Raw genomic sequence first — 23,042 nt, forward strand, 5'->3', positions numbered from 1 at the left:
AGCGAGACTACGGACCCGCGTGCAGCAGGGTCAACAGGCCGAACCCTCGACCTCAGGTCAAGGGTTCGGCCTGGACGGTGCTGAGCGGACGGCTCCGGTCAGGAGCCGGTGAGGGCGACGTACCCGGCGGCGTCGAGCAGGTCGTCGAGCGAGGTCCCCTCGGCGACCCGGACCTCGGCGAGCCATCCGGCGCCGTAGGGGTCGGAGTTGATGGTCTCGGGGCTGGTCTCGACGGCGTCGTTGCATGCCACGACGGTGCCCGAGACCGGTGCGTAGATGTCCGAGACGCTCTTGGTCGACTCGACCTCGCCGCACGGCTCCCCCGCGCTGACGTCGGCGCCGACGGTGGGCAACGTGACGAAGACGATGTCGCCGAGCGCGTCCTGCGCGTGGTCGGTGATGCCGAAGCGCACGGTGCCGTCCGCGGTCAGGTCGACCCACTCGTGCTCGCGGGTGTAGCGCAGGTTCTCGGGGGTCTGGCCGGCCATGCGGGGGGCTCCTTCGGTGAGGTCACGAGCCGCTGGGGCTCGGTGCGGGGCGAGCGTATTGCGGGGTCGAGACGGGCTGCAACGCGCGGACCACGACCTCGGTCTCCTGGACCACGTCGATGCTGCCGCCGGCGGTGCGCACGGTGTCGGCCACACCACCCGGGATCTCGAGCGCCGTGGCGAGGGTCGCGGCGTCACCGATCACCTGCAGCCGGTACGGCGAGGTCAGCACCGTGCCGGACACGGACACCCCGGACGGGTCGTCCTCGAACCAGGTCGAGGCCACCACGCGGACGTCGCCGATCTGGATCGCCTCGGCGCCCGCGTCGCGCAGCTCCTGCACGGCGTCGAGCAGGACCGCCGAGGTGATCGCCCCCCCGCCGTCCTGCAACGTCACCCGGATGCCCGTGCCGACCGCGGGCACCGTGCCCGCCAGGATCGCGAGGGCGTCCGCCCGCGCCCGCGAGGCAGCGAGGCGCTGCTCCTCGCTGCCCGACAGCAGCCGGTCGCGGGCGGCCTCGAGGGCTCGCTGCTCGGCCTGCAGCCGGATCTGCCGCTCGGTGAGGTCGTCGAGCACGCGGACGACCTCGTCCTCGCGAGCCGTGGCCAGCAGACCGGTCTGGGCGGAGGCCTGGGTGGCCGCGACGCCGGCGAAGCCGAGACCGACGAACAGGAGGCCGATGACGAGCTGCTGCACCGTCGCACGCGGGGCCAGCGCGGTGCGCAGCCGTGCGCGGGCGGTCTGCTCCTCCCGGCCTTCGGCGTCGGTCGCGGGCGGGGTGCTCTCGTCGCTCATCCGGTGTCAGGCCTTCAGCAGACGGCGGCGGATGGCGGCAACGTTGGCGAAGATGCGCATCGCCAGGACGACCACGACTCCCGTCGAGATCTGCGCACCGACGCCGAGCTGGTCGCCGAGGAAGACCAGGAGCGCCGCCACCACGACGTTCGACAGGAACGAGATCACGAACACCCGGTCGTCGAACACGCCGTCGAGGAGGGCGCGCGCGGCGCCGAAGACGGCGTCGAGCGCCGCGACGACGGCGATGGGCAGGTACGGCTGCATCCAGAGCGGCACGTCCGGCTGGAGGATCACGCCGAGGATGATGCCGACGAGCAGACCGACTGCGGCGATCACGATCCTGCCTCCTTGCTCGTGCCGGCGTCCGGGTCGGCCCCGGCGCTCGCCGACGACCCTGCCACGGTATCCGCGCCGAGGCTCGGCACCCGCGCACGCACCGGGAGCAGCGCCGTCGAGGCGGGCAGGGTCAGGGACGTCGCCTGCTCGAACGAGAGCTTGACCCCGAACTGCTGCACGACGTCGTCGAGCTCGTTCCCCGACGTGGTCCGCGGGAACGCGACGGCGAGCGCGGCGCCGTCCCCGATCGCCTCGACCCGGTACGGCGGCAGCAGCGGGCGGAAGTCGACCAGGATCGCCGCGCCGGCCGAGCGGATGGCGGTGGTCGAGGTGAGCCTCACCCCGTTGACGGCGATCGCCTCGGCGCCCGAGGCCCACAGCGCGTTCACGGCGTTCTGCACGTCCGTGTCGAGGACGCGACCTGGGTCGTCGGTGGCGGCAGGATCCGTGCCGTCCGCGGAGTCGAGGACGACGACGAGCCCGGGGCCCTGGACGGCGGTGTACCCCGTCGCTGCCTCCAGCGAGCCGATCCGCTCGGCCAGGGCCGCGCCCTCGTCGGACTGCGCGAGGAGCACCTCCTGGGCCGCCGCGAGATCAGCACGCGTCCTTGCGATGTCCGCCTCGAGGGCTGCGATCTCCTCCTGGGTGCGGGCGACTCGGTCCACGAGGACCTGACGCGCCTTCTCCGCCTCGGGGGCAACGGCCTGACGCTGGACGACCGCGAGGGCGAGGACGCCCGCGACCGCTGCGCAGGTGAGGACGAACGCCACCCGCGTGGTCCTGGCCGGTCGGGCGCCGCGGTGCCGACGCGCGGCCTCGGCGTACTCCTCCGCGGCGTCGTCCCTGACCAGCTCGGTCAGGAGCGCCATCGAGGCTGCGGGGTCGCGCGGTGCCGGCATCAGCGATGCCGCAGGATGCGCCGCGCCTGCTCGATGTAGAGCAGGCCCGCCCACCAGTAGAGGACGGTGCCCCAGATCGCGAACGCCCAACCGGCGACGCGGGCGACGTCGTGGAAGTCGATGCCGGCGGCGTCCGCTCCGTCCCCGAGCAGGAGCAGCGGGAAGGCGTAGAGCAGGTTGAACGTGGCCGCCTTGCCCAGGAAGTGCACGGGCAGACCGGTGATGCCCCGGCGCTTCAACGCCGCGAGGTACAGCCCGACGACCAGGTCGCGCGACAGCAGCAGGATCACGAGCCACCACGGCACGATGCCGCGGATGGCGAGCCCGATGAGCGTCGCGGCGATGTACAGACGGTCGGCGAGCGGGTCGAGCAGCTGGCCGAGGCGGCTGATCGAGTGGGTGGCGCGGGCGATCTTGCCGTCGAGCCAGTCGGTGAAGCCGGCGACCAGGAGGACGACCAGCGCCCACCCGTCGGCCTGCGGCACCAGGATCAGCCAGAGGAACAGCGGGACACCGAGGAGCCGTAGGAACGACAAGGCGTTGGGCACGGTGAGGATCCGGTCGGTCTGGACCTCCGTCTCCTGCACGTCCATGCCGCGACCCTAACCGCCCGAGGGGTCGCCCGGAGCCGCCGCGCCCGGCAGCACCGTGTCGCCCGCCGGGGCCGCGTGCGCACCGACGGGACCGGGTGCCCGGCTGCGGCGGGCCGCGAGCATCAGGCCCACTGCAAGGCAGAGCAGCACGATGCCGGCACCGCCGAGGACGAGCGCCGCAGGCCAGGCGCGGTCGACCTCGAGCGTCACATTGAGGTCCACGTCCACCCCCGGTGTCGCGTCGGCGCGCATGAGCACGACCGTCGCGCCCTCAGGGATGCGCGCCGTGAGCACCGCTGGCGCGCCCTCGTCCTGTCGCAGCCAGAACTGCTGGGAGGACGGCGGTGGCGGCTGCTGGGTCCCCGGAACCTGGCGGGTCGTGGTCGCTCCCCCGCTGGTCAGCTCCGCAACCACGTCGTACGGGGCACCGGCCAGGTAGATGTCGAGATCGGTGCCGGCCGCGGCACCGAGGAAGACAGGTGAGCCGTCGGCGGACCGGGCGGAGAGGGTGAGCACCCCTACCCCCTCGGGCACCGGGAGCCCCACCGCGTCGATCTGGAGGCCGTCCACGAGGAGGGCCACACCCGTCGCGCTGGCGCGGGTGGGCGTGGTGGACACGGTGCCGTCCGGGCCGAACGCCATCCCGACGACGATCCCGCCTGCGAGCAGTGCGCCACCCACGACGGCGGCCGCGACCCCCGACACGACGAACCCTGCACGTGCCACGTCGTCACGGTATCCCCGACGGGGCGACGACGACCCCGCGCCACGACGCGGACCGCCCGCGCGCACCGGGGACGCGGCATGATCGGCACGTGACCGACCAGGAGCCGCTGACCCTCGCGGCGCTCAAGCTGCAATGGATCGACGTGCTCTACGACCTAGAGGCGAACCACCGCACAGCCTGGCTGGCGCTGTTCGACGGCCGGCTCGCCTCGCTGGAGGACGACGTGCTGGTGCTCGACTTCGTCGATGCCACGAAGATGGCCGGCGTCCACGGGTACGAGCGCGGCTCCAAGCCCTCGTTCCTCGAGGCGATGAGCGATTCGATCGAACGTGTCACCGGCCGCCGCATCACCGTGACCACCACGCGCGACGTGTGAGCCGGGACGCCGGCGGGGGGAAGGTCCGGCGTCGAGGCAACCTCGGGCGCCCTCCGCACCGTCTCTGCTGCGAAGGCGGATCTCACCGGAGGCAGGGATGACGACGGACCACGACGCGGAGTTCACCGCGTGGGTGGAGCGCACGGCCGCGTCGTTGCGCGGCACGGCGTACCTGATGTGCGGCGACTGGCACGCGGCTGACGACGTGGTGCAGGACGCGCTCGTGCGGGTGTACGAGCGTTGGCACCGGATCAGGCCGGAGGCCGCGACGTCGTACGCACGACGGGTCGTCGCGACAGCCACGATCGACCGCGCCCGGCGGCCGTGGCGGCGCGAGGTGTCCAGCGACGTCCTGCCCGAGGTGACCGCGCTGCGGGAGGACGAGACGCCGTACGACGTCGTCGGCGCCCTCGCGCAGCTGCCGCCGCGCCAGCGCGCCGTGCTGGTGCTGCGGTTCTTCGACGATCTCGACGTGACCGAGACCGCACGGCTGCTCGGGATCACGCCCGGCACCGTCAAGAGCGCGACATCGCGCGGGCTCGACAGCCTGCGAATTCTGATGCGAACGCCCGTGCACGCGGGCCTGTCCGAGGAGACACCATGAGCGAGAACGACATCCGCACCCTGATGGGTTCGGCCGCGAGCGATGCCCCCGCCCGCGACTTCAGCACGCCCGTGATCGCCTCCGCCGCGGCGGCGCGCACCCGTCGCCGCCGTGCCTGGTACGGCGTCGGCGCCCTCGGTGCCGCGGCGACCGTGACCGTCGTCGCCACGGTCTCGATGGGGCTGCTGGGCAACGACGGCCCGGGAGCGCCGGTCGCGATCGGCACGCCGTCGTCGTCCGCCCCGGCCATCGACCCCGGTGCGATCTCGCTGCCGACGAGCCTGCCGCTCGGCGAGCTCGTCGGTGTCGTCGACAGCGAGCTGCCGTCAGGAACGGCCGTCGGCGAGCTCGGCGTCGACGCCGCGTTCACTCCCGACGGTGCGATCACGCTGCCCCTGACCACGGGCTCCGGCGCTGCAGAGCTCGCGATCACCGCGACCGCAGCGGGATGCAGCGCCGAGTCGGCCGCCCTCGACGCCGCGACGCTGGACGCCATCTCGGCCGCGGTCTGCACCGCGGCGGCGCAGTACCCCAGCCAGCCCGGCACCGTGGTCGACGGCGGGAGCATCGACCCCGCCGCCTGACGAGCTCGCGACGAAGGGCCGGGCGGATTCCAATCCGCCCGGCCCTTCGCTCCGAACGAGGGTTGACCGCACGTCGTCGGGACGCGCGGCAGTCTCACCTCGGAGCCTCCTGTGAGCCCAACCCCCCTGCGCCGTCGTCGGCGCCTGCTCGCCCTGTCCGGCGCTCTCGCCGCCTCCTCGCTCGTGGTGGGTGCAGCAGTCGGACTCGGTTCGTCCACCGCCTCGAGCCACCGCGAGGCCCCCCTGATCTCGGGGACGCCCAAGCTCGACAACACCGACGTCTACGCGTTCGTGAGCCCGGACAAGCCGGACACCGCGACGATCGTCGCCAACTTCAACCCGTTCGAGGACCCCGCCGGCGGCCCGAACTTCTACTCGTTCGACCCGAAGGCCAAGTACTACGTCAACATCGACCTCAACGGCGACTCGAACGCAGACCTCGTCTACAGCTGGCGATTCAAGACCACGGTCCGCAACCCCGGGACGTTCCTCTACAACACGGGCCCGGTCACCCGGCTCGGGGACGCCGACCTGAACGTGGTCCAGAACTACGACCTCGTCGAGTGGAAGCGCGGCGTCGGCACCCGCGTCGTCGCCAAGGGCCTCTACACGGCGCCCGCCAACGTCGGCACCGCGTCGATGCCCGACTACGCCTCGCTGCGCACCCAGGCCGCATACACGCGCAACGGCGTCACCACGTTCGCCGGCCAGGCCGATGACCCGTTCGCCCTCGACCTGCGCGTCTTCAACCTGCTGTACGGCGGCAACCTGAGCGAGGTCGGCAACGACTCGCTCAAGGGCTACAACGTCCAGTCGATCGCCCTCCAGCTGCCGGTGTCCCAGCTCGGTGGCAAGAAGAACATCATCGGCATCTGGTCCTCGACCAAGAAGGCGACCGCGACAGGCACGTACGTCCAGGTGTCGCGCCTCGGCATGCCCCTCGTCAACGAGGTCGTCATCCCGCTCAAGGACAAGGACCGGTTCAACGCGTCCAAGCCGTCGAGCGACGTGCAGTTCCTGCCCTACGTCGTGAAGCCCGAGCTGCCCAAGCTGCTCAACGCCGTGTACGGCCTCCCGGTGCCCAAGGAGCCGCGCAACGACCTCGTGCAGGTGTTCCTGACCGGCGTCCCCGGCCTCAACCAGCCGAAGAACGTGAAGGCCGCGGAGATGCTGCGCCTCAACCTCACGCCCTTCACCGGTCAGACCTTCAGCAGGCTCGGTGTCATCGGCGGCGACCTCAACGGCTTCCCGAACGGTCGACGCCTCGCTGACGACGTCCTCGACATCGGTCTCCAGGTCGTGGCCGGCGAGCTCGTGGGCATGCCGAACGACCTCGGTGACGGCGTCGATGCCAACGACGTGGCGTTCACCAGCACGTTCCCGTACGTCGCCCTCCCCCACAGCGGCTCGACCGTCCGCTGACCAGTGCGGGGCCCCGGCAGCCGCCGGGGCCCCGCGCCGCACCCGTTCCGTACCAGCCCCGGGAGACGCGCCGTGACGACCACCGACCTCCAGCCCCTCGCACCGCCCGAGCCCGCGCGACGCGGCCGTCGGCGCGTCGCCGCCGTGCTCGTGGGCGCCGTCGCCGTCGCCGGTCTCGTCGGCGCCGGCTCGCTGCTGCCTGCACCGTCCGCACCGACCCCGACGGCCCAGGCGCCGTCGGGCCCGACGACCACCGTCGAGGGCCTCGCGGCCTATCTGCAGTCGGTGCCCGCGGACTGGCACGGCTGGTCGAGCCTCGGAGGGCTGCAGCTCGAGCGCGCCCGCTCGACCGGATCGCCGGAGTGGTACGGACGCGCGGAGCAGTCGTTCCGCAGGTCCCTCCAGATCCACCCCGACGACAACCCGCCCGCCCTCGCCGGTCTCGCCGCCGTCGACGCCGCGAGGCATGACTTCGCCGCCGCCGAGTCGGGCGCTCGTGCGGCACTGGCCGTCAATCCGCTCGATGCCACGGCGCAGGCGATCCTCGTCGACTCGCTCACCGAGCTCGGCCGGTACGACGAGTCGCTGGCCGCGGCCCAGCGCCTCGACGGCACGCACCCCGGGCTCTCGTCGTACACACGCCTGGCGTACCAGGAGGAGCTGCGCGGCGATGTGGCAGAGGCGCTCTCGCTCCTCGCCCTCGCTGCTGACGATGCCGCCACCCCGTCGCAGGCCGCCTTCGCCCGCTACCAGGAGGGCCTGCTCGCGCTGCAGACCGGCGACGTCGCGCGCGCCGAGCGTTCGTACGCCGCTGGGGCCGCGGCAGCGCCGGACGACCTGTCCCTTCTGCATCTGCGGGCTCGGATCGCGGCGGCCCAGGGGCGCGGCGCCATGGCCGCCGACCTCTACCGCGCGCTCGTGCAGAGGCGGCCGACCGCGGCGCTCGCGGTCGAGGCGGCCGACGTGCTGACCGGGGCGGCCGACGCCCGGGAGAGGGCCGACCTGATCGCCCTCGCGCAGGCGCAGCTCGCCGTTAACCGTGCGAACGGTGTGGAGCCCGAGCCGTCCGACATCGTGCTGGAGGCGACGTACGGCGATCCTGCCGCTGCCCTGCGGATGGCGGAGTCGCTGTGGTCGAGGCAGCAGGGCGTCTACGCGGCCGACGCCTACGCGGTGGCGCTGCACGCCGTCGGCCGCGACGCCGAGGCGCTGCGGTACGCCGATCGCGCCCTGTCCCTCGGGACGACCACCCCCTCGCTGCATGCGCACCGCGACGCCATCCGCGCAGCGCTGCCCGGCGGTGCGGCATGAGGACCCGTCGCGCCGTGGTCGCCGCGCTGCTCGTCCCCGTGGCCGTCGTGCTCGCTGCGCCCACGGCGTCGGCGCACCCGCTCGGCAACCTGTCGGTCAACACGTACGACGGCGTCGTCGTCGCGCCCGACGGTGTCCGCGTCGATCACGTCGAGGACGTGGCCGAGGTGCCCGCGGTCGCGGCGCTGCGGGCGGCCGACACGGATGTCGATGGGGCCACCTCGCCCACCGAGCTCGGCGCCTGGGCCGGAAGCCGTTGCGCTGCAGCCGCTTCGCGGATCCGCGTGGCCTCCGACGGCACGCCCCTCGTCCTCACCGTCCGCACAGCCTCCGCCACGACTGCGGCCGGCCAGGCCGGGCTCGCCACCGTCCGCGTCGAGTGCGACCTCGGCGCCGACCTCCGCGTGGCCGCACGTACCGCCGTCACCGTGGACGTCGCCCCTCCGACGGATCTCGGGTGGCGCGAGATCACGGTCGCCGGCGACGGCACCACCGTGGTGTCCGCCGACGTCCCGTCGGCCAGCGTGAGCGGGCGGCTGACGTCGTACCCAGGCGACCTCACGACCTCGCCCGACGAGCGCAGCGCGACGGCCAGCGTCGAGCCGGGCGGTCCGCGCCTCGCGGCTCCTGCAGCGACTGGCCCCCTCGGCGTGGTCGCCCGCGGCGTCGACGGAGTCACTGCAGCAGTCGAGGGCCTGGCCACCCGGTCGGGCCCGGTCGCGCTGCTGCTGCTGCTGCTCGGCGGCCTGGTCCTCGGCGCGCTGCACGCGCTCGCCCCCGGCCACGGCAAGACGGTCGTCGCCCTCGCAGCGCTGGCCGGCCGCGGGGCACGTCGGCGCGAGCTGGCTCGGGCGGCGGGGACCCTCGGCGCGAGCATCACGGTCGCGCACACCGGGAGCGTGGTGCTCGTCGGCGTCGCGCTCACCGCCTTCGGGGCGGTCGTACCCGCAGCGCTCTTCCCCGCGCTCGCCGTGGTGGCAGGCATGATCGTCGTGGCGGTCGGCATCGGTCTGCTGCGCGGTCGCAGCGGCGCCCACGTGCACGGTCCCGGCGGCCACACCCACGACCACGACCCCGACCACGAGGCTCACGGTCACGGGTATCACCACGGGCACGACGCCCCGCTGCCGCACTCCCCCGCGCCCCGGCAGGAGGCCGCGCTCTCGCGCACCGCGGTGCTGGCCGTCACCGGCACGGCGCCGGTCGTGACCGCGCACGACCACGACCATGCGCACAGTGACCACGACCACGACCATGCGCACGATCGTGCGCACGACCATGCGCACAGTGACCACGCGGAGCACGACACGGGCACCCGGCGCCGCACGCTCGTGGCCCTCGGCGCGGTCGGCGGTCTCACCCCGAGCCCCACCGCGCTCGTCGTCCTGCTCGGCACCCTCGCCGTGGGGCGGCCCGTGGCGGGCCTGCTCGCGGTCCTCGCCTTCGGGATCGGCATGGCCCTGACGCTGGTCGGTGCCGGGCTGCTGGCCGTCGTGCTGGGCCGGCGCGCTGCGAGCCTCGCGGTCGCGCGCGGGTTGCCGCTCCGGTGGCTGGCGCTGCTGCCGCGGCTCGCGGGCGCGGCCGTCGTCTGCGCCGGAGCGTTCCTCGCGCTCCGCGGCGTCCTCGACCTCCTGGCCTGATCGGTCAGCCGATCCGGAGGACCGTGAGGTTGTCGCGCGCGTCCTTGCGGTCGTCGGCGACGGCGATGAGGCCGTCACCGAGGAAGGCCAGGCCCTCGGGCTTGCGGACCTTCTTCGGCAGGGGAAGCGCAGCGGTCACCGACACCGGTTCGCCCGGCTCGAGGGGCAGCACGAGCTGTGCGAGGCACCGACCCTGGTCCGACAGCACCCACACACCGCCGTCGTGGTCGGGCGCGAGGTCGCTCAGGTCGGTGAGGGCGTCGGTGCCGACGCCGGTCCACGGCCACCAGGCAAGCGCGACCAGGTCGTCGTCATCCGCCGGGGGTGTCCAGCCCTCGTCGTGGGAGAGCAGAGTCCCGGCCGAGACTCCTTGGGGCACATGGCCTCTCGGGCCGAACTCCACGAGCCCGGCAGGCTTCTTCTCCTTCGCGACGAGGAGGTGACCGTCGCGCAGCAGCAGGACGCCCTCCCCGCGAGAAGCGTCCGCCTTCGACCAGCTCGCGTGCAGGTCGACGACCGTGCTCGTGTCGAGGCGGAAGCGCGACACGATCCGGCGCTGTGCGAGATCGACACCGCCGACCATGGACGTCCCCTCGGTGAGCACCCACACACGGCCCGCGCCGTCGAGAGCCAGGGCCTCGAGCTGGGTCGCCCGCTCCTCGTACCCGGGCCGCGCGCCGACGTCGTCCGCAGTCACGACCTCGAACTCGCCGGGCACTCCGTCGACCACCGTCGTGACCGCGAAGGCGACCCGGTCGTCGCCCAGGGCGAGCAGCAGGATGCCGCCGTCGGTACGCCGTGCCGTCAGCCCTGACACCTCGGGCAGGGGCACCGAGTGGGTCGCGATCCGCTCCATGCACGCATCGTGGCCCACCAGGGGGGATCGTGGCGGCCCTCCGGGACGTTGACCCTCCGTGGACCCCTTCGCTGCACCGCACGGAACCCCGCTCCAGCGCTACGAAAGGGCCAGCCGCCGGCCGCTGGTCGCCGCGGCGATCGCCTTCGTGGTCGCGTACGCGCTGCCCGTGCTCCTGCCCGCCATGCCCCGGATGGACGCCGACCTCCTCGACCTGCTGGGTGCGCTCCTGTGGGCGCTGTTCCTCGTCGACCTGGGCGTCCGCGCGGTGCTGTCCGGCCGCCCGGGCCGCTGGCTCCTTCGGCACCCGATCGACGTCGTCCTCGTCCTGCTGCCGGCGCTGCGGCCGCTGCGCGAGCTGCGCGGCCTGACCGCCGACGCGTACACCTCGGGGACTCGTGCCGCGGTCGGGCGCGCGCTCGCCGCCGCGCTCGTGGGTGTCGCCTACCTCATGCTGGTCGGCGCCGTGGCTGTGCTCGACGCCGAGCGGTCGGCCGCGTCGTCGCACATCACGTCCTTCGGCGACGCCCTCTGGTGGGCAGCGGTGACGGTCACGACGGTCGGGTACGGCGACACCTACCCCGTCACGGTCGTCGGACGGCTCGTGGCTTTCGCTCTGATGCTCGTCGGGATAAGCCTGTTGGGCGTGCTCACGGCGTCGGTCGCCGCCTGGTTCGTCGGCCGCACCCGTGAGGTCGAGAACGAGGTGCTGGTCGAGCTCCGCGCTCTGCGCACCGAGGTGGCCGACCTCCGGGCGGCAGTGGACCGCGCCTCATCCGCGAGCTGACGGCGGAGGTCAGAGCGTGTCGAGGGCGTTGGCTGCGATGCGGTCCGCGATCCCGCTACGCATCAGGGCCGCGGCCGCGCTGTCCGGCTTGCGCGCCGCCTCAGCCGCGAAGCACGCCGAGAACTCAGGCCCGATACCGAGCCGCGGGTAGCGCGCGACCACCTCGGTGCGCAGCTCGTCCGGCCACCAGGACGTGTTGCGGCCGCTGATATCGAGGCCGGTGGCGATCTCGAGGAGGTGGCCCTCGGGGTCCGCCTCGGGATCGACCGAGTCCCACATGTGCCGCTCGATGATCTCGGCGGCGCGTACGCCGCGCTCGGGCGCCCACCCGGCTCCGGCCGCGAAGACGCGGGCCACGTCGCCCCCCGCACGCTCGAACGGGACCGCATGGCTGTCGAACGAGGCCACGAGCCCGATGTCGTGCAGCATCGCCGAGACGTAGAGCAGCTCGGCGTCGTAGGCGATGCCGTGCACGTCGCCGTACGCCGCCGCCCAGAGGAACGAGCGAACACTGTGATTCGCGAGCGCGGGCGATGCGAAGGTCGTGACCACCCAGAGGGCACGGTCGGCGGCGTCTGTGGCGGGGCGGGCGAGGTCGTCGAGGCGCATGCCTCGATGCTCGCAGCCCGTGCGGCGCCCTCCCACCCGCATGCGGACATGGACGGAAGGGTTCGCGCCAGGTGCGCATCGGCGGACGATCGTGGCGCCACGTGCTCAGCCCGAGACGCGGCGGAGCCCGACGTCGGTCAGCGCGTGCGAGCTCCGTGCCGATCCCCAGGGCTGACAGGATCCGTCGCAGCGGAGCGCCAGGTGCGACAGCGGGCGCCTTCGGCGCGGCGGTCGAGCCGCGCGCGAAGAACTCCTCCCAAATCAGAGGGAGCCCGACAGACGATGAAGGCCGGCCGCAAGCGGCCGGCCTTCATCGTCTGTCGGGCTGACAGGATTTGAACCTGCGACCCCTTGACCCCCAGTCAAGTGCGCTACCAAGCTGCGCTACAGCCCGAACTCCGACCGCGAGGATCACCCGCGATCGGCCCACGAAGGTTACCCCACGTGGTGCGTGCCGATGAAACCGGCCACGTGCGTGCCGTCAGCTCCGGCGACGCTTCTCGCGGACGCGCAGGTTGACGCGCACCGGGGTCCCGTCGAAACCGAACTCCTCGCGCAGGCGTCGCTCGATGAAGCGGCGGTAGCCGGCCTCGAGGAAGCCCGTCGTGAAGAGCACGAACGTGGGCGGCTTGGTGGTCGCCTGGGTGCCGAAGAGGATGCGCGGCTGCTTGCCCCCGCGCACCGGGTGCGGGTGCGACTGCACGAGGGTCGCGAGGAACGCGTTGAGCCGCGAGGTCGGCACGCGCGTCTCCCAGCCCTCGAGGGCCTTGTGCAGAGCGGGTACGAGCTTGTCGGTGTGGCGTCCGGTCCGGGCGCTGATGTTGACGCGCGGCGCCCACGAGACCTGGTGCAGGTCGCGCTCGATCTCGCGCTCGAGGTACTTCCGGCGCTCGTCGTCCATCAGGTCCCACTTGTTGAACGCGAGCACCAGTGCGCGTCCGCTCTCGACCACCATCGAGAGGATGCGGGTGTCCTGCTCCGCCATGGGCTGGTCCGCCTCGAGGAGGACGACGGCCACCTCGGCCTTGTCGAGCGCCGCCTTCGTACGCAGCGACGCGTAGTACTCGTGACCGCTCGCCTCGTGCACCCGCTTGCGGATGCCGGCGGTGTCGACGAAACGCCATGTGGTGCCGGCGATCTCGACGAGCTCGTCGACGGGGTCGACCGTGGTGCCGGCGACGGAGTCGACCACGACCCGCTGCTCGCCCGCGAGCTGGTTGAGCAGGCTCGACTTGCCCACGTTGGGCTTGCCGAGCAGCGCGATGCGGCGCGGTCCTCGCGGCTCGGCGACGCGTGAGCCCTCATCGGGCAGGATCGCGATGAGGTTGTCGAGCATGTCTCCCATGCCGCGGCCCTGCAGCGAGGAGACAGCCTGCGGCTCGCCCAGCCCGAGCGACCAGAGCATGGCCGCGTCGGCCTCGCCGCGGCTGTCGTCGACCTTGTTCGCGATGAGCAGCACGGGCTTCTTGGTTCCGCGCAGCACCTTCACGACGTCCTCGTCCGCATCGGTCGCGCCGACCGTCGCGTCGAGCACGAACATGACGGCGTCCGCCTCGTTCATGGCGCGCTCCGCCTGCGCGGCTACCTGCGCGGCCATGCCCTTGGCCTCGCGCTCCCAGCCGCCGGTGTCGACGAGGAGGAACCGGTGGCCCGACCACTCCGCCTTGTAGGTCACGCGGTCGCGCGTGACGCCGGGGACGTCCTCCACCACGGCCTCGCGCCGACCGATGATCCGGTTGACCAGGGTCGACTTCCCGACGTTCGGCCGGCCGACGACCGCGACCACGGGCAGGAGCTCGTCGTCCTCGTCGTCGAAGAATCCGTCGTCGTCGAGGTCGAAGCCGAGCGCCGCGAGCGTCTCGGCGCTGATCTGCTCGTCGTCGCCGAGGTCGCCGAGGTCAGGCACGTCGACGCCGTCGAGGTCGTCGACGACGATCACCTCGTCGGAGTCCCAGGCAGCATCGTCGGCGTCGTAGCCGACGCCCTCGTCGAGGGGTCCGGGCTGGTCGTCGGGGGTCACGCGGTGCTCCGGTGGTCTGAGGCGGTGTCGGGCAGGGGTCCGGGGAGGTCCTGCCCCGTACGGCGAACGGCGTTCTGGACGTGGTCGGAGAGCGTCTGCCTGAGGCGCTCCCCGGATCGGGCGAGGACCGCCCGGCGGCGGGCGTCCCCCTCGACGCGGATGTCGACGGGCTCCCCGAAGACGACGTCGAGAGGTGAACGCAGCCGGGGCAGCGCATCCTTCCCGGTTCCGGCGGGCCGTGCCCCGAGGATCGCGACCGGGACGACGAGCGCCCCGGTGCGGGCCGCGAGGTAGGCCGCGCCGTGCTTGAGGTGCCGTGCGTCACCCGCACCGCGGTGCACCTCGGGGAAGACCCCGACGACGCCGGCGTCCGCGAGGACGGCGACCGCCTCGAGCAGCGCCGACCGGTCGGGTCCGTCGTACTCGATGCGGATCTGGCTCGTGGCGCGCATGAGGCGGTCGATCGGTGGCACGAAGATCTCGCTCTTGACCAGGACGTGCACCGGGCGCGGACTCGCCGCTGCCAGCAGCAGTCCGTCGAGGAACGCCGTGTGGTTGGCGGCGAGGATCACGGGACCGTCGACCGGGACGTGGTGCGCACCGGCGACGCGCAGCTTCCACATCCGGGTGACGAGCGCGGCCAGGTTGCGCCCGGTCGCCGCACCCGAGGTCGGGAGCCCCACCGGAGCCCGGTCGGTGGTCATGCGCCCATCCGCTCGCGGGCGAGGCCCACCACGGCGGCGACGACCTCGGCGAGCCCGAGGTGGGTCGCATCCACCACGACCGCGTCCTCCGCCTGGGTGGTCGGCGATGCCGCGCGGCTGGCGTCGGCCGCGTCGCGGCGCGCCAGGTCGGCGGCGATCGATTCGGACGACGTCACGTGCGCGCGGCCCGCAGCTGCGTCCTCGGCCGCGCGTCGGGCGGCTCGGACGCCGGGGTCTGCGACGAGCCACACCTTGAGGTCGGCGTCGGGGAGCACGACCGCGCCGATGTCACGGCCCTCGACCACGATGCCCTGCTCGACGGCGAGCGCGCTGCGCACGGCACCGCGCTGGAGGTCCACCAGCAGCGCACGTACCTCGGGGACCGCTGCCACCGCCGACACTGCCGAGGTGACCGACTGCTCACGGATGGCCCGGGAGACGTCGACGCCGTCGACCCGGATCCAGGACTCGTCCGGGTCGGTCGACCACTCGAGCGAGGCGGAGCAGGCGGCCGAGGCGACCGCAGCGGGGTCCGAGGCCGGCACGCCGTCGCGCAGCACGGCCCAGGTGATCGCGCGGTACATGGCGCCGGTGTCGAGATAGCGCAGGCCGAGCTCGCGGGCGACCCCGCGCGACACGCTGGACTTGCCCGAGCCCGACGGGCCGTCGACCGCGATGACCGCCGTCGCGGTGCTGGGCGTGCGGGGGTCCATGCAGGGTCCTTCGTCCGGGGTGCTCGGCGGGCCGACGAGCAGCAGGTCGAGCCTACGGCCCGCAGAGGCGCACCCCGGCCACGTCGGCGGCTCGGTCGACGTGACCTGCGCCCTCTCCCGTCGATGCGGCGATGTGTCGCCGTGTCGACAATGCAGCCGATCGGCGCGCTCGTCCACGACCCGTGCCGCATGTCGACAAAACCACCTGCCGATACGGCGTCAGGAGAGGCAACAGTGCAGGTCAGAGGCGTGCGACCGCGCTCAGAAGCGGACGTCCCAGCCCGTCGTCCGCAGACCGTCGGCAAGGCTCGACGCCGACTCGGGCGACACCTCGAGCTCCACCAGCCCTGTCGGACGGCCCTGGGCGTGCTCGATCCGCACGTCCTCGAGGTTGACCCCCGTGGCGCCCGCGTCGGCGAACAGCCGCCCGAGCTCGCCCGGGCGGTCGGCGACCGAGACCGCGACGACGGCCCAGGTGACGGGTGCAGCGCCGTGCTTGCCCGGCACGCGCCGGTGACCGACGACGCCTGCCTCGAGGGACGTCCGCACCGCTGCCGCGCCCGCCTCCCCCGCCCGCAGCCCGTCCCGCACCGCCGCCAGGCGGTCGATGAGCGAGTCGAGCGCACCAGCCACCGGCTCGGCGTTGCTGGCGAGGATCTCGGCCCACAGGCCGGGGTCGGAGGCTGCGAGGCGGGTGACATCGCGCAGGCCCTGGCCGGAGAGCCGTACGCCGGTGTCGCCGAGGTCCGCCAGCCCTGCGGCCACCGTGGAGGCGACCACCTGCGGCGTGTGCGAGGTGAGCGCCACCGCACGGTCGTGCTCATCGGGCGAGGTGATCACCGGCACCGCTCCCAGGGACTCCACCAGGGCGGCGACCTGCCGCGTGCGTGTGAGGTCCGTGGCCGCGGACGGCGTCAGCGCCCACACCCGGTCGGCGAACAGATCGGCCCGCGCTGCCGCCGGACCGGACACCTCGCGCCCAGCCATGGGATGCCCAGGGACGAATCGAGCGATCGCGGACGCATCCAGCCCTGAAGTCTCGATCTCCCGCTGAAGTCTAGCCTTGGTGCTCACCACGTCACTCACTGTCGCGTTGACAGTGCTTCGAAGTACCTCGATTACGACTGACGGCGCCGCGGCGGGCGGGACGGCCACGATCACCAGGGCCGGCTCCCCCGCAGCGGGCCGTGGCAGCCCCGCGCCCCGCTCCACGGCGACGCTCAGCGCCTCCGGGTCGCGGTCCTGGAGCCAGACCTCCGTCCCCCGCTCGCGCAGAGCGAGCGCCACCGACGCGCCGATGAGCCCCGTCCCGATCACCAGCACCGGGCCAGCCGTAGAGGTGGGCGCGTCGCCCGGCACCGGGACCACACCGGTCACTGGGCGAGGTCCTGGCGCAGCGCCTCGGCGCCGCGCAGGTAGACGTGGACCACCTCGGACCGCGGCACGTCCATCTCGGCGTGCGCCATCACGCGCACGACCCGGGACAGCGCGCCGGGTACGGCGATCTCCTGGGCGCAGATGAGCGGCACGTCCCCGAGCCCGATCCCCCGCGCTGCGGCCGCCGGGAACATGCAGACCAGGTCCGGCGTGGAGGTGAAGATCACCGAGATCAGATCGGCCCGGTCCAGCCCGTTGCGCTCGAGCAGGGCACTCACCAGCTCGACGACCGCGTCGGTCATCTCGGCCGGGTCGTCGGCAGACAGGCGGGTGGCGCCACGCAGCGCTCGGACGGACACGGTGGACCCCTTTCGGTCGACGGCTCACCTTAGCGATCCAGCGATCACTCTCCTTGATGACTCACCGATGAGCCGCCCCATCGCTTCAGCCATCAGTCGTTGGAGCGACCTGCCATTTTAGCCTTTTGTCGATCTAACGTCTTCTCAGCAATGCGACTTGGCGATCCATCACCAGGAGCCGGATCCAGCACCGCGTGCGCGGAAGCGACTGCTCCCCCGTCGGCATCGCCCTGGTCGTCGGCCGGTGCCGGCCCGTCCTGGCCCACGGGCGCGCTGCTGAGCTCGACCTGGCCCCCTGACCTGGGCAGATAGTGGCAACGCCGGCAGGGAGCTCGGACCCATGCTGAGGGCTGATAGCGTTTTGTCGACATGCTAGGGAATGCGACCGTAGGGGTCACAGTCGACTTGTCGTCAACGGAGAAGATGCCGGGCAGACCGATTTGTCGACGAAGCGTTCTAGCGGTTGCTCGCTCGGTCGATGCAGCGTCGATCGGCCCTCGGGGCCGCTAGAGCCCGACGGCGGCGTAGAGCTCGCCGACCTCCTGGATCGACAGCGTGCGCACCTTGCCCGAGCGCAGATCGCCGAGACCGATCGGACCGACCTTGACCCGGACCAGCCCCTCGACGGGGTGCCCGACCTCCTTGAGGAGGCGTCGGACGATGTGCTTGCGACCCTCGTGCAGCACCAGCTCGACGAGGCTCCGGCCGGGGGCGGAGGTGACGATCCGGAACCGGTCCACGCGCACGATGCCGTCCTCGAGCTCGACTCCGTCGCGGAGCCGACGGCCGAGGTCGCGCGGGATGGTCCCCCGCACCTGGGCGAGGTAGGTCTTGGTGACGCCGTGCGAGGGGTGGGCGAGCCGCTGGGCGAGGTCGCCGTCGTTGGTCAGGAGGAGCAGACCCTCGGTGTCGGCGTCGAGACGGCCGACGTGGAAGAGCCGCTCCTTGCGCCCCTTCAGGTAGTCCCCTACGCAGGGCCGGCCGCGGTCGTCGCTCATGGTGGAGTGCACGCCACGCGGCTTGTTGAGCGCGAGCACGACGTGCCCGGGGGCCGTGGGGATGCGCATCCCGTCGACCTTGATGACCGCGCTCGAGGGGTCCACGCGCAGGCCCTGCTCGAGCACGATCCGGCCGTCGACCTCGACCCGGCCTTCGTCGATCATCTCCTCGCACGCGCGCCGGCTACCGATCCCGGCCGCGGCCAGGACCTTCTGCAGACGGACACCCGTCTCGGACGACGCTTGGGGGCTCACAGTCTCAACCTCAACTTCACATTTCGTCGGCTAGTGCATCAAGTAGTTCAATGTCCGGCAGGTAGTCAGCCACCGGGGGCAACTCTGCCAGGTCGGTGATCCCCAGCCGCTCGAGGAACAGGTCCGTGGTCCGGTACAGGATCGCCTGGCTCGTCGGGTCGTGCCCCGCCTCGCCGATGAGCCCCCGGCTCGTGAGCGTGCGGATGACGCCGTCGACGTTCACCCCGCGCACGGCGGAGATGCGCGCCCGGCTGACGGGCTGCCGGTACGCGACCACGGCGAGGGTCTCCAGGGCGGCCTGGGTGAGCTTGGCCTGCTGCCCGTCACGCACGAACCGCTCCACGACCTCGGAGCAGTCCGCGCGCGTGTAGAACCGCCAGCCGCCGGCGACCTCGCGCAGGTCGAACCCCCGGCCCGCCTCGGCATAGCCGGCGGACAGGCTCCGGACGGCCTCCTCGACCTCGGCGGTGGTGCGCCGGACGATCGTGGCGAGCGTCGGGATGTCCAGGGGCTCGTCGGTCACGAGGAGCACGGCCTCGAGGGCGGCGTCGAGAGTGGGGGCTCCCAGGGTGTCGCTCGGCTGGTCGTCCTCGTCGGTGCCGTCCGGCTCCGACGCCTCGTCGGCGTCCGCCGCGGGGCGCTCGGAGGCGCGTGCGGGCGCCTCTGCGGCCTCCGGGGGCGTCGGGGCGTCCTCGGACGTCGTCGCGGCCTCCAGCGCCTCCACGGGGGGCTGCTGGGCCTGCTCGGTCACGTCGGGGTCGGTCACGCGTCGGCCTCCGGGCTCCTGTGCTGGTCGATCGGGTCCGCGTCCTCGTCGTCGCCGAGCACGACGCCCGAGATGTCTGCGATGTCCTGGTCTGTGACCTCGGCCGCGGCCTCGGGCTCGGGCTCCGCGACCGGGCTGCCCTCGTACTCCTCGGCCGCCACGGCCACCTCGCCGTCGGCGGGCCCCGTCCACCGGATGTGGAGCTCCCCGAGGGGGTCGACCTGGTCGAACGCGACCGATCCCTCGCGATAGAGCTCGAGCAGGGCCAGGAAGCGCGCCACCACGAGCAGCGTGGTGTCGCAGTCGGCGGTGAGGTGCCGGAAGGTCTGCGAGGGGTTCCGGCGCAGCCGGTCCACGAGCACCGCGGCCTGCTCACGCACGCTCACGCGCGGGGCATGGATGTGCGATATGCCAACGGACGCAACCGGTTTCGGTGCAAGCGCCCGAGCCGCAAGCGCAGCGAACTCGGCCGGGCCGAGACCGATCAGCACCTCGGGTAGGAGGTCGGAGTACTCAGGGTCGAGGCCGGCCGTGCGGGGGCGGCGGCGTGCTCCCGTGCGGAGCATCTCCCCCAGCAGCTCGGAGACGTCGCGGAAAGCCCTGTACTGCAGCAGCCGCGCGAAGAGCAGGTCACGGGCCTCGAGCAGGGCGAGGTCCTCCTCGTCCTCGACCTCGCCGGACGGGAGCAGCCGAGCGGCCTTGAGGTCGAGCAGAGTCGCGGCCACGACGAGGAACTCGGTGGCCTCGTCGAGGTCCCACTCGGGCCCACGGGCCCGGATGTGCGCGAGGAAGTCGTCGATCACGGTGTGCAGCGCGAGCACCGTGACGTCGAGCTTGTGCTTGGCGATCAACGAGAGCAGGAGGTCGAACGGGCCCTCGAACTCGTCGAGCCGCACCGAGAAGCTGTCGCTGGGCTCCGCCGGCGGGGCGTCCGGGGGGCCGCTGACCTCGCCGTCGGGGCCCTGGTCCTGCGTCATCACGACGTCGTCGCCGGGCACCGCACCCGTGGCGGGGGCGGCCCCGGTCGGGTCGGAGGCGAGGACGTCGATCACGCGCGGAAACCTACCTTCCGCAGCGCAGCGCGGCTGCTCGCCCGACGGTGACCGTCCGGCGCGTCGCTCCGGGACGACGGCCGCCCGGCCGGTCAGCGGGTTCCCGCACTCCGGCCGATGAATCGCTGTGTCGACAGATCGATGACCTCTGACCTGCGACGACGCAGGTCAGAGGTCATCGGGGTCGCGTTCAGAGACCGCGCAGGCGACGGACGAGGATGCTCTCGTCGCCCTTGGCCTCCAGGTCGGCGATCACCACGGCCACCGCCTCCCGCACGATCCGGCCGCGGTCCACGGCCATGCCGTGCTGGGCTCGCAGGGCGAGCTTGGCCTGCTCGAGGGCGACGAGCTCCTCCGGCGAGACGTAGACGGTGATCTTCTCCTCGTGCCGCTCGCGACCCGTCGGGCGCAGATCGCCCGGACGCTGGCGGCGCTTGGGCGTCGTGCGCACCCGGGTCGGGGTGCCGGCGACCGTCGCGCCGGCAGGTGCGACCTCAGCGGCCTGCGACCGGGTCTCGGCGGGCGTCGGCGCCAGGGCCACGACGGCAGGTGCCGGGTCGGCCGAGGAGTCGGTGTCCGGCTCGGGCGCCGGTGCGTCCGACGTACGGCGGAACAGCTCGTCCGCCCCGGGCAGCGTCGCGCGTCGGCTCATGGTGCCAGCACCTCCCTCGCGAGCTGGCGGTACGCCGCGGCGCCCGTCGAGCTCGATGCGTACGTCGTGATGGGCTCGCCCGCGACGGTCGTCTCGGGGAATCGGACCGTGCGGGCGATGACCGTGTGGAACACCTTGTCGTCGAACGCCTCGACAACCCGGGCCAGGACCTCGCGGCTGTGCAAGGTGCGGCTGTCGTACATCGTGGCTAGAATTCCCTCAACCTCAAGTCGAGGGTTAATCCGTTCCTGGACGCGGTAGATGGTGTCCATGAGCAGGGCTACACCGCGCAGGGCGAAGAACTCGCACTCCAGCGGGATGATCACGCCGTCGGCCGCGGCCAGCGCGTTGACCGTCAGCAGGCCCAGGGAGGGCTGGCAGTCGATCAGGACGATGTCGTACTCCCCCAGCACCGGCGCGAGCACGCGGGCGAGGGTCTGCTCCCGGGCGACCTCCGAGACCAGCTGCACCTCGGCGGCGGACAGGTCGATGTTGCCCGGCAGCAGGTCCAGGCCGGCGACGGAGGTCTTGAGCAGGACGTCCTCGATGGCCACGTCGCGCTGCATGAGCAGGTTGTAGACGGTGAGGTCGAGCTCGTGCGGGTTGACCCCGAGCCCGACCGAGAGCGCCCCCTGCGGGTCGAAGTCGACGACCAGGACCCGACGGCCCGCCTCGGCGAGCGCGGCCCCGAGGTTGATCGTGGTGGTGGTCTTGCCCACGCCGCCCTTCTGGTTGCACAGGGCGATGACGCGTGCGGGTCCGTGCGACTCCAGCACCGGCGGCTCGGGGAACACCTGCTTGGGCCGCAGCGTCGCGTCGAGCTCGACGGGCTCGGTGCCGGCGGCCGGGAGACCTGGCGTCGGGCTGTCGTCCGCGGGAGCCGGGTCCGGCTCGGCCGCGTTTGTCGACATAGTCACAAGCAGACTCGTCTCTGTCGCGATAGAAATCCTGATCGCCTTGGCGATGGAGCGTCACCCTAGGCGCGTCCGCGCGCCGGAGGCAAGACGCGGGCGTGACCGGTCAGCCGTCCGGGGGCATCCGGGCGCGGGCGAGCGCCGCGAAACCGCAGGTCAGAGGCCTGTCAGGACCGAGCGCGGGGATGCGCGAGCGCGTAGACCTCGCGCAGCCTGTCGACCGTCACCAGGGTGTAGATCTGGGTCGTCGTCACCGAGGCGTGCCCCAGGAGCTCCTGCACCACGCGCACGTCGGCCCCGCCGTCGAGCAGGTGCGTGGCGAAGCTGTGCCGCAGCGTGTGCGGCGAGACGTCCGCGGTGACCCCCGCGCGCTCGACCGCCGCGGCGAGCACCGTCCAGGCGCTCTGCCGCGTGAGCCGGCCCCCGCGGGCGTTGAGGAACAGCGCCGGGCTGCCCGTGCCGGCAGCCACGAGCACCGGACGGCCGCGCACGAGATAGGCCTCCACGGCTGCGACCGCCATCCGCCCGACGGGCACGAGGCGCTCCTTGGAGCCCTTCCCGCGCAGCAGCACAGAGGCGGAGTCGAGGTCGAGGTCGTCGACGTCGAGGCCGATCGCCTCGGAGATGCGCGCACCGGTGCCGTACAGCACCTCGAGCAGCGCCCGGTCGCGCAGCTCGCGGGCCGCGCCCTCTCCCCCGGCGGCGGCGAGGATGGCCTCGATCTCGGCGACCGAGATGGCCTTGGGCAGCTTGCGGGTCTGGCTGGGCGGCCGCACCTCCTTGCCCGGGTCCGAGGTGGTGAGGCCCTCCCGCGCGGCGAACCGGTGGAAGCCGCGCACGGCAACCACCGTGCGGCCCGCGCTCGAGGCGGCCAGGGGCCTGTGCTCGGCGTCGCCGGCTCGGAGCGCGAGGAGGAAGTCGCTGATGTCGGTCTCGGTCACCTGGTCGGGCTCGGTGATCCCGCGGGACGACGTCCAGGCGAGGTAGCGGGCGAGGTCGCGGCGGTAGGCGACCAGCGAGTTGGGGGCGAGACCGCGCTCCACCGCCAGGTGGTCGAGGTAGAGGGTGACGGCGCGGGCGAGGGCGGACGGCCGGGCCGGGGCCGCCTCGGTGACGTCGCCGACGGACTCACCGCCGTCCTGCTGGTCGCTCACATCACGACCGTACCTGACATAACGGACGACGGGCCGCGACCACCCGT

General features: G+C 72.8%; 26 protein-coding genes and 1 tRNA gene. 7 read left to right on the plus strand and 20 right to left on the minus strand.

Annotated elements, in window-relative coordinates; genetic code table 11:
- Nucleotides 1–98: 98 nt before the first annotated feature.
- From gcvH to ACFQGU_RS11840, 6 genes are read right to left on the minus strand one after another with little or no spacing between them, the layout of a single operon-like run.
- A complete protein-coding gene (gene gcvH / locus ACFQGU_RS11815; RefSeq protein ID WP_386766884.1) occupies nt 99–488 on the minus strand; it encodes a glycine cleavage system protein GcvH in 390 nt (129 codons plus the stop codon).
- Nucleotides 489–510: 22 nt separating this feature from the next.
- Nucleotides 511–1,284, minus strand: a complete 774-nt coding sequence (locus tag ACFQGU_RS11820; RefSeq protein ID WP_386766886.1) for a DUF881 domain-containing protein — start codon at nt 1,282–1,284, stop codon at nt 511–513.
- A gap of 6 nt (nt 1,285–1,290) precedes the next feature.
- Nucleotides 1,291–1,623 (minus strand): small basic family protein, encoded by a 333-nt coding sequence (locus ACFQGU_RS11825; protein ID WP_386766888.1) that lies wholly within the window; start codon nt 1,621–1,623, stop codon nt 1,291–1,293.
- Nucleotides 1,620–2,522 (minus strand): DUF881 domain-containing protein, encoded by a 903-nt coding sequence (locus ACFQGU_RS11830; RefSeq protein WP_386766890.1) that lies wholly within the window; start codon nt 2,520–2,522, stop codon nt 1,620–1,622. The genes ACFQGU_RS11825 and ACFQGU_RS11830 overlap by 4 nt, the downstream gene beginning before the upstream one ends.
- Complete coding sequence (locus ACFQGU_RS11835; protein WP_386766892.1) at nt 2,522–3,115, minus strand: CDP-alcohol phosphatidyltransferase family protein; 594 nt, start codon at nt 3,113–3,115, stop codon at nt 2,522–2,524. Before ACFQGU_RS11835 ends, ACFQGU_RS11830 begins: the two co-directional genes overlap by 1 nt.
- A gap of 9 nt (nt 3,116–3,124) precedes the next feature.
- Nucleotides 3,125–3,841 carry a hypothetical protein gene (locus ACFQGU_RS11840; RefSeq protein WP_386766894.1) on the minus strand — a complete coding sequence of 239 codons (717 nt, stop codon included), beginning with the start codon at nt 3,839–3,841 and terminating at the stop codon, nt 3,125–3,127.
- A gap of 89 nt (nt 3,842–3,930) precedes the next feature.
- Here ACFQGU_RS11840 and ACFQGU_RS11845 point away from each other — a divergent pair, with 89 nt between their 5' ends.
- The 6 genes from ACFQGU_RS11845 (at nt 3,931) to ACFQGU_RS11870 (ending at nt 9,779) form a co-directional block, all read left to right on the plus strand.
- Nucleotides 3,931–4,218, plus strand: a complete 288-nt coding sequence (locus tag ACFQGU_RS11845; protein WP_386766896.1) for a hypothetical protein — start codon at nt 3,931–3,933, stop codon at nt 4,216–4,218.
- A gap of 97 nt (nt 4,219–4,315) precedes the next feature.
- Entirely contained in the window at nt 4,316–4,822 is a 507-nt protein-coding gene (locus ACFQGU_RS11850; protein ID WP_386766898.1) for a SigE family RNA polymerase sigma factor, read from the plus strand.
- On the plus strand, nt 4,819–5,406 hold the full coding sequence (locus ACFQGU_RS11855; protein WP_386766899.1) for a hypothetical protein: 588 nt from the start codon (nt 4,819–4,821) through the stop codon (nt 5,404–5,406). The genes ACFQGU_RS11850 and ACFQGU_RS11855 overlap by 4 nt, the downstream gene beginning before the upstream one ends.
- 111 nt (nt 5,407–5,517) lie before the next feature.
- Nucleotides 5,518–6,828, plus strand: a complete 1,311-nt coding sequence (locus ACFQGU_RS11860; RefSeq protein ID WP_386766901.1) for a DUF4331 domain-containing protein — start codon at nt 5,518–5,520, stop codon at nt 6,826–6,828.
- A gap of 72 nt (nt 6,829–6,900) precedes the next feature.
- Nucleotides 6,901–8,139 carry a tetratricopeptide repeat protein gene (locus ACFQGU_RS11865; RefSeq protein ID WP_386766903.1) on the plus strand — a complete coding sequence of 413 codons (1,239 nt, stop codon included), beginning with the start codon at nt 6,901–6,903 and terminating at the stop codon, nt 8,137–8,139.
- Nucleotides 8,136–9,779 (plus strand): urease accessory protein UreH domain-containing protein, encoded by a 1,644-nt coding sequence (locus tag ACFQGU_RS11870; RefSeq protein ID WP_386766905.1) that lies wholly within the window; start codon nt 8,136–8,138, stop codon nt 9,777–9,779. The genes ACFQGU_RS11865 and ACFQGU_RS11870 overlap by 4 nt, the downstream gene beginning before the upstream one ends.
- A gap of 4 nt (nt 9,780–9,783) precedes the next feature.
- On the opposite strand, the gene ACFQGU_RS11875 is transcribed toward ACFQGU_RS11870, so the two are convergent.
- Nucleotides 9,784–10,635, minus strand: coding sequence for a hypothetical protein (locus ACFQGU_RS11875; RefSeq protein ID WP_386766907.1), 852 nt, complete (start codon nt 10,633–10,635; stop codon nt 9,784–9,786).
- A gap of 58 nt (nt 10,636–10,693) precedes the next feature.
- Here ACFQGU_RS11875 and ACFQGU_RS11880 point away from each other — a divergent pair, with 58 nt between their 5' ends.
- Nucleotides 10,694–11,422, plus strand: coding sequence for a potassium channel family protein (locus ACFQGU_RS11880; protein WP_386766909.1), 729 nt, complete (start codon nt 10,694–10,696; stop codon nt 11,420–11,422).
- Between the two features lie 9 nt (nt 11,423–11,431).
- Here the strand turns inward: ACFQGU_RS11880 and ACFQGU_RS11885 are convergent, their stop codons facing one another.
- The 13 genes from ACFQGU_RS11885 to xerD all read right to left on the minus strand — a co-directional run bounded on the left by ACFQGU_RS11885 (nt 11,432) and on the right by xerD (nt 22,995).
- The gene (locus ACFQGU_RS11885; RefSeq protein WP_386766911.1) at nt 11,432–12,031 is read right to left on the minus strand and encodes an HD domain-containing protein; all 600 of its coding nucleotides are present in this window, start codon (nt 12,029–12,031) and stop codon (nt 11,432–11,434) included.
- Between the two features lie 320 nt (nt 12,032–12,351).
- Nucleotides 12,352–12,425, minus strand: a tRNA-Pro gene (locus ACFQGU_RS11890).
- 87 nt (nt 12,426–12,512) lie between these two features.
- Nucleotides 12,513–13,970, minus strand: coding sequence for a ribosome biogenesis GTPase Der (der, locus tag ACFQGU_RS11895; RefSeq protein ID WP_386768265.1), 1,458 nt, complete (start codon nt 13,968–13,970; stop codon nt 12,513–12,515).
- 77 nt (nt 13,971–14,047) lie between these two features.
- Nucleotides 14,048–14,755 carry a lysophospholipid acyltransferase family protein gene (locus ACFQGU_RS11900; protein WP_386766913.1) on the minus strand — a complete coding sequence of 236 codons (708 nt, stop codon included), beginning with the start codon at nt 14,753–14,755 and terminating at the stop codon, nt 14,048–14,050.
- On the minus strand, nt 14,752–15,468 hold the full coding sequence (cmk, locus tag ACFQGU_RS11905) for a (d)CMP kinase (protein ID WP_386766915.1): 717 nt from the start codon (nt 15,466–15,468) through the stop codon (nt 14,752–14,754). Before cmk ends, ACFQGU_RS11900 begins: the two co-directional genes overlap by 4 nt.
- A gap of 261 nt (nt 15,469–15,729) precedes the next feature.
- A complete protein-coding gene (locus ACFQGU_RS11910) occupies nt 15,730–16,845 on the minus strand; it encodes a prephenate dehydrogenase (RefSeq protein ID WP_386766917.1) in 1,116 nt (371 codons plus the stop codon).
- Nucleotides 16,842–17,204 (minus strand): chorismate mutase, encoded by a 363-nt coding sequence (gene aroH / locus ACFQGU_RS11915; RefSeq protein WP_386766919.1) that lies wholly within the window; start codon nt 17,202–17,204, stop codon nt 16,842–16,844. The genes ACFQGU_RS11910 and aroH overlap by 4 nt, the downstream gene beginning before the upstream one ends.
- Nucleotides 17,205–17,710: 506 nt before the next feature.
- Complete coding sequence (locus ACFQGU_RS11920) at nt 17,711–18,457, minus strand: pseudouridine synthase (protein ID WP_386766921.1); 747 nt, start codon at nt 18,455–18,457, stop codon at nt 17,711–17,713.
- Between the two features lie 16 nt (nt 18,458–18,473).
- Nucleotides 18,474–19,223 carry an SMC-Scp complex subunit ScpB gene (scpB, locus tag ACFQGU_RS11925; protein WP_386766923.1) on the minus strand — a complete coding sequence of 250 codons (750 nt, stop codon included), beginning with the start codon at nt 19,221–19,223 and terminating at the stop codon, nt 18,474–18,476.
- Complete coding sequence (locus ACFQGU_RS11930; RefSeq protein ID WP_386766925.1) at nt 19,220–20,275, minus strand: segregation and condensation protein A; 1,056 nt, start codon at nt 20,273–20,275, stop codon at nt 19,220–19,222. The genes scpB and ACFQGU_RS11930 overlap by 4 nt, the downstream gene beginning before the upstream one ends.
- Nucleotides 20,276–20,465: 190 nt before the next feature.
- On the minus strand, nt 20,466–20,927 hold the full coding sequence (locus tag ACFQGU_RS11935) for a hypothetical protein (RefSeq protein WP_386766927.1): 462 nt from the start codon (nt 20,925–20,927) through the stop codon (nt 20,466–20,468).
- The gene (locus ACFQGU_RS11940) at nt 20,924–21,838 is read right to left on the minus strand and encodes a ParA family protein (RefSeq protein ID WP_386768267.1); all 915 of its coding nucleotides are present in this window, start codon (nt 21,836–21,838) and stop codon (nt 20,924–20,926) included. The genes ACFQGU_RS11935 and ACFQGU_RS11940 overlap by 4 nt, the downstream gene beginning before the upstream one ends.
- 170 nt (nt 21,839–22,008) lie before the next feature.
- Entirely contained in the window at nt 22,009–22,995 is a 987-nt protein-coding gene (gene xerD / locus ACFQGU_RS11945; protein WP_386766929.1) for a site-specific tyrosine recombinase XerD, read from the minus strand.
- Nucleotides 22,996–23,042: the final 47 nt, after the last annotated feature.

Origin of the sequence: Longivirga aurantiaca (assembly GCF_042660085.1) — a bacterium.
Classification (GTDB): Bacteria; Actinomycetota; Actinomycetes; order S36-B12; family CAIYMF01; genus Longivirga; species Longivirga aurantiaca.

Bases quoted from the DNA above. Each gene is read 5' to 3' on its own strand.
- ACFQGU_RS11855 (WP_386766899.1), top strand. From the start codon at position 4,819: ATGAGCGAGAACGACATCCGCACCCTGATGGGTTCGGCCGCGAGCGAT.
- gcvH (WP_386766884.1), bottom strand. From the start codon at position 488: ATGGCCGGCCAGACCCCCGAGAACCTGCGCTACACCCGCGAGCACGAG.
- ACFQGU_RS11885 (WP_386766911.1), bottom strand. From the start codon at position 12,031: ATGCGCCTCGACGACCTCGCCCGCCCCGCCACAGACGCCGCCGACCGT.
- ACFQGU_RS11820 (WP_386766886.1), bottom strand. From the start codon at position 1,284: ATGAGCGACGAGAGCACCCCGCCCGCGACCGACGCCGAAGGCCGGGAG.
- ACFQGU_RS11850 (WP_386766898.1), top strand. From the start codon at position 4,316: ATGACGACGGACCACGACGCGGAGTTCACCGCGTGGGTGGAGCGCACG.
- ACFQGU_RS11835 (WP_386766892.1), bottom strand. From the start codon at position 3,115: ATGGACGTGCAGGAGACGGAGGTCCAGACCGACCGGATCCTCACCGTG.
- ACFQGU_RS11900 (WP_386766913.1), bottom strand. From the start codon at position 14,755: ATGACCACCGACCGGGCTCCGGTGGGGCTCCCGACCTCGGGTGCGGCG.
- ACFQGU_RS11940 (WP_386768267.1), bottom strand. From the start codon at position 21,838: ATGTCGACAAACGCGGCCGAGCCGGACCCGGCTCCCGCGGACGACAGC.
- ACFQGU_RS11830 (WP_386766890.1), bottom strand. From the start codon at position 2,522: ATGCCGGCACCGCGCGACCCCGCAGCCTCGATGGCGCTCCTGACCGAG.
- ACFQGU_RS11875 (WP_386766907.1), bottom strand. From the start codon at position 10,635: ATGGAGCGGATCGCGACCCACTCGGTGCCCCTGCCCGAGGTGTCAGGG.
- ACFQGU_RS11935 (WP_386766927.1), bottom strand. From the start codon at position 20,927: ATGAGCCGACGCGCGACGCTGCCCGGGGCGGACGAGCTGTTCCGCCGT.
- cmk (WP_386766915.1), bottom strand. From the start codon at position 15,468: ATGGACCCCCGCACGCCCAGCACCGCGACGGCGGTCATCGCGGTCGAC.
- ACFQGU_RS11870 (WP_386766905.1), top strand. From the start codon at position 8,136: ATGAGGACCCGTCGCGCCGTGGTCGCCGCGCTGCTCGTCCCCGTGGCC.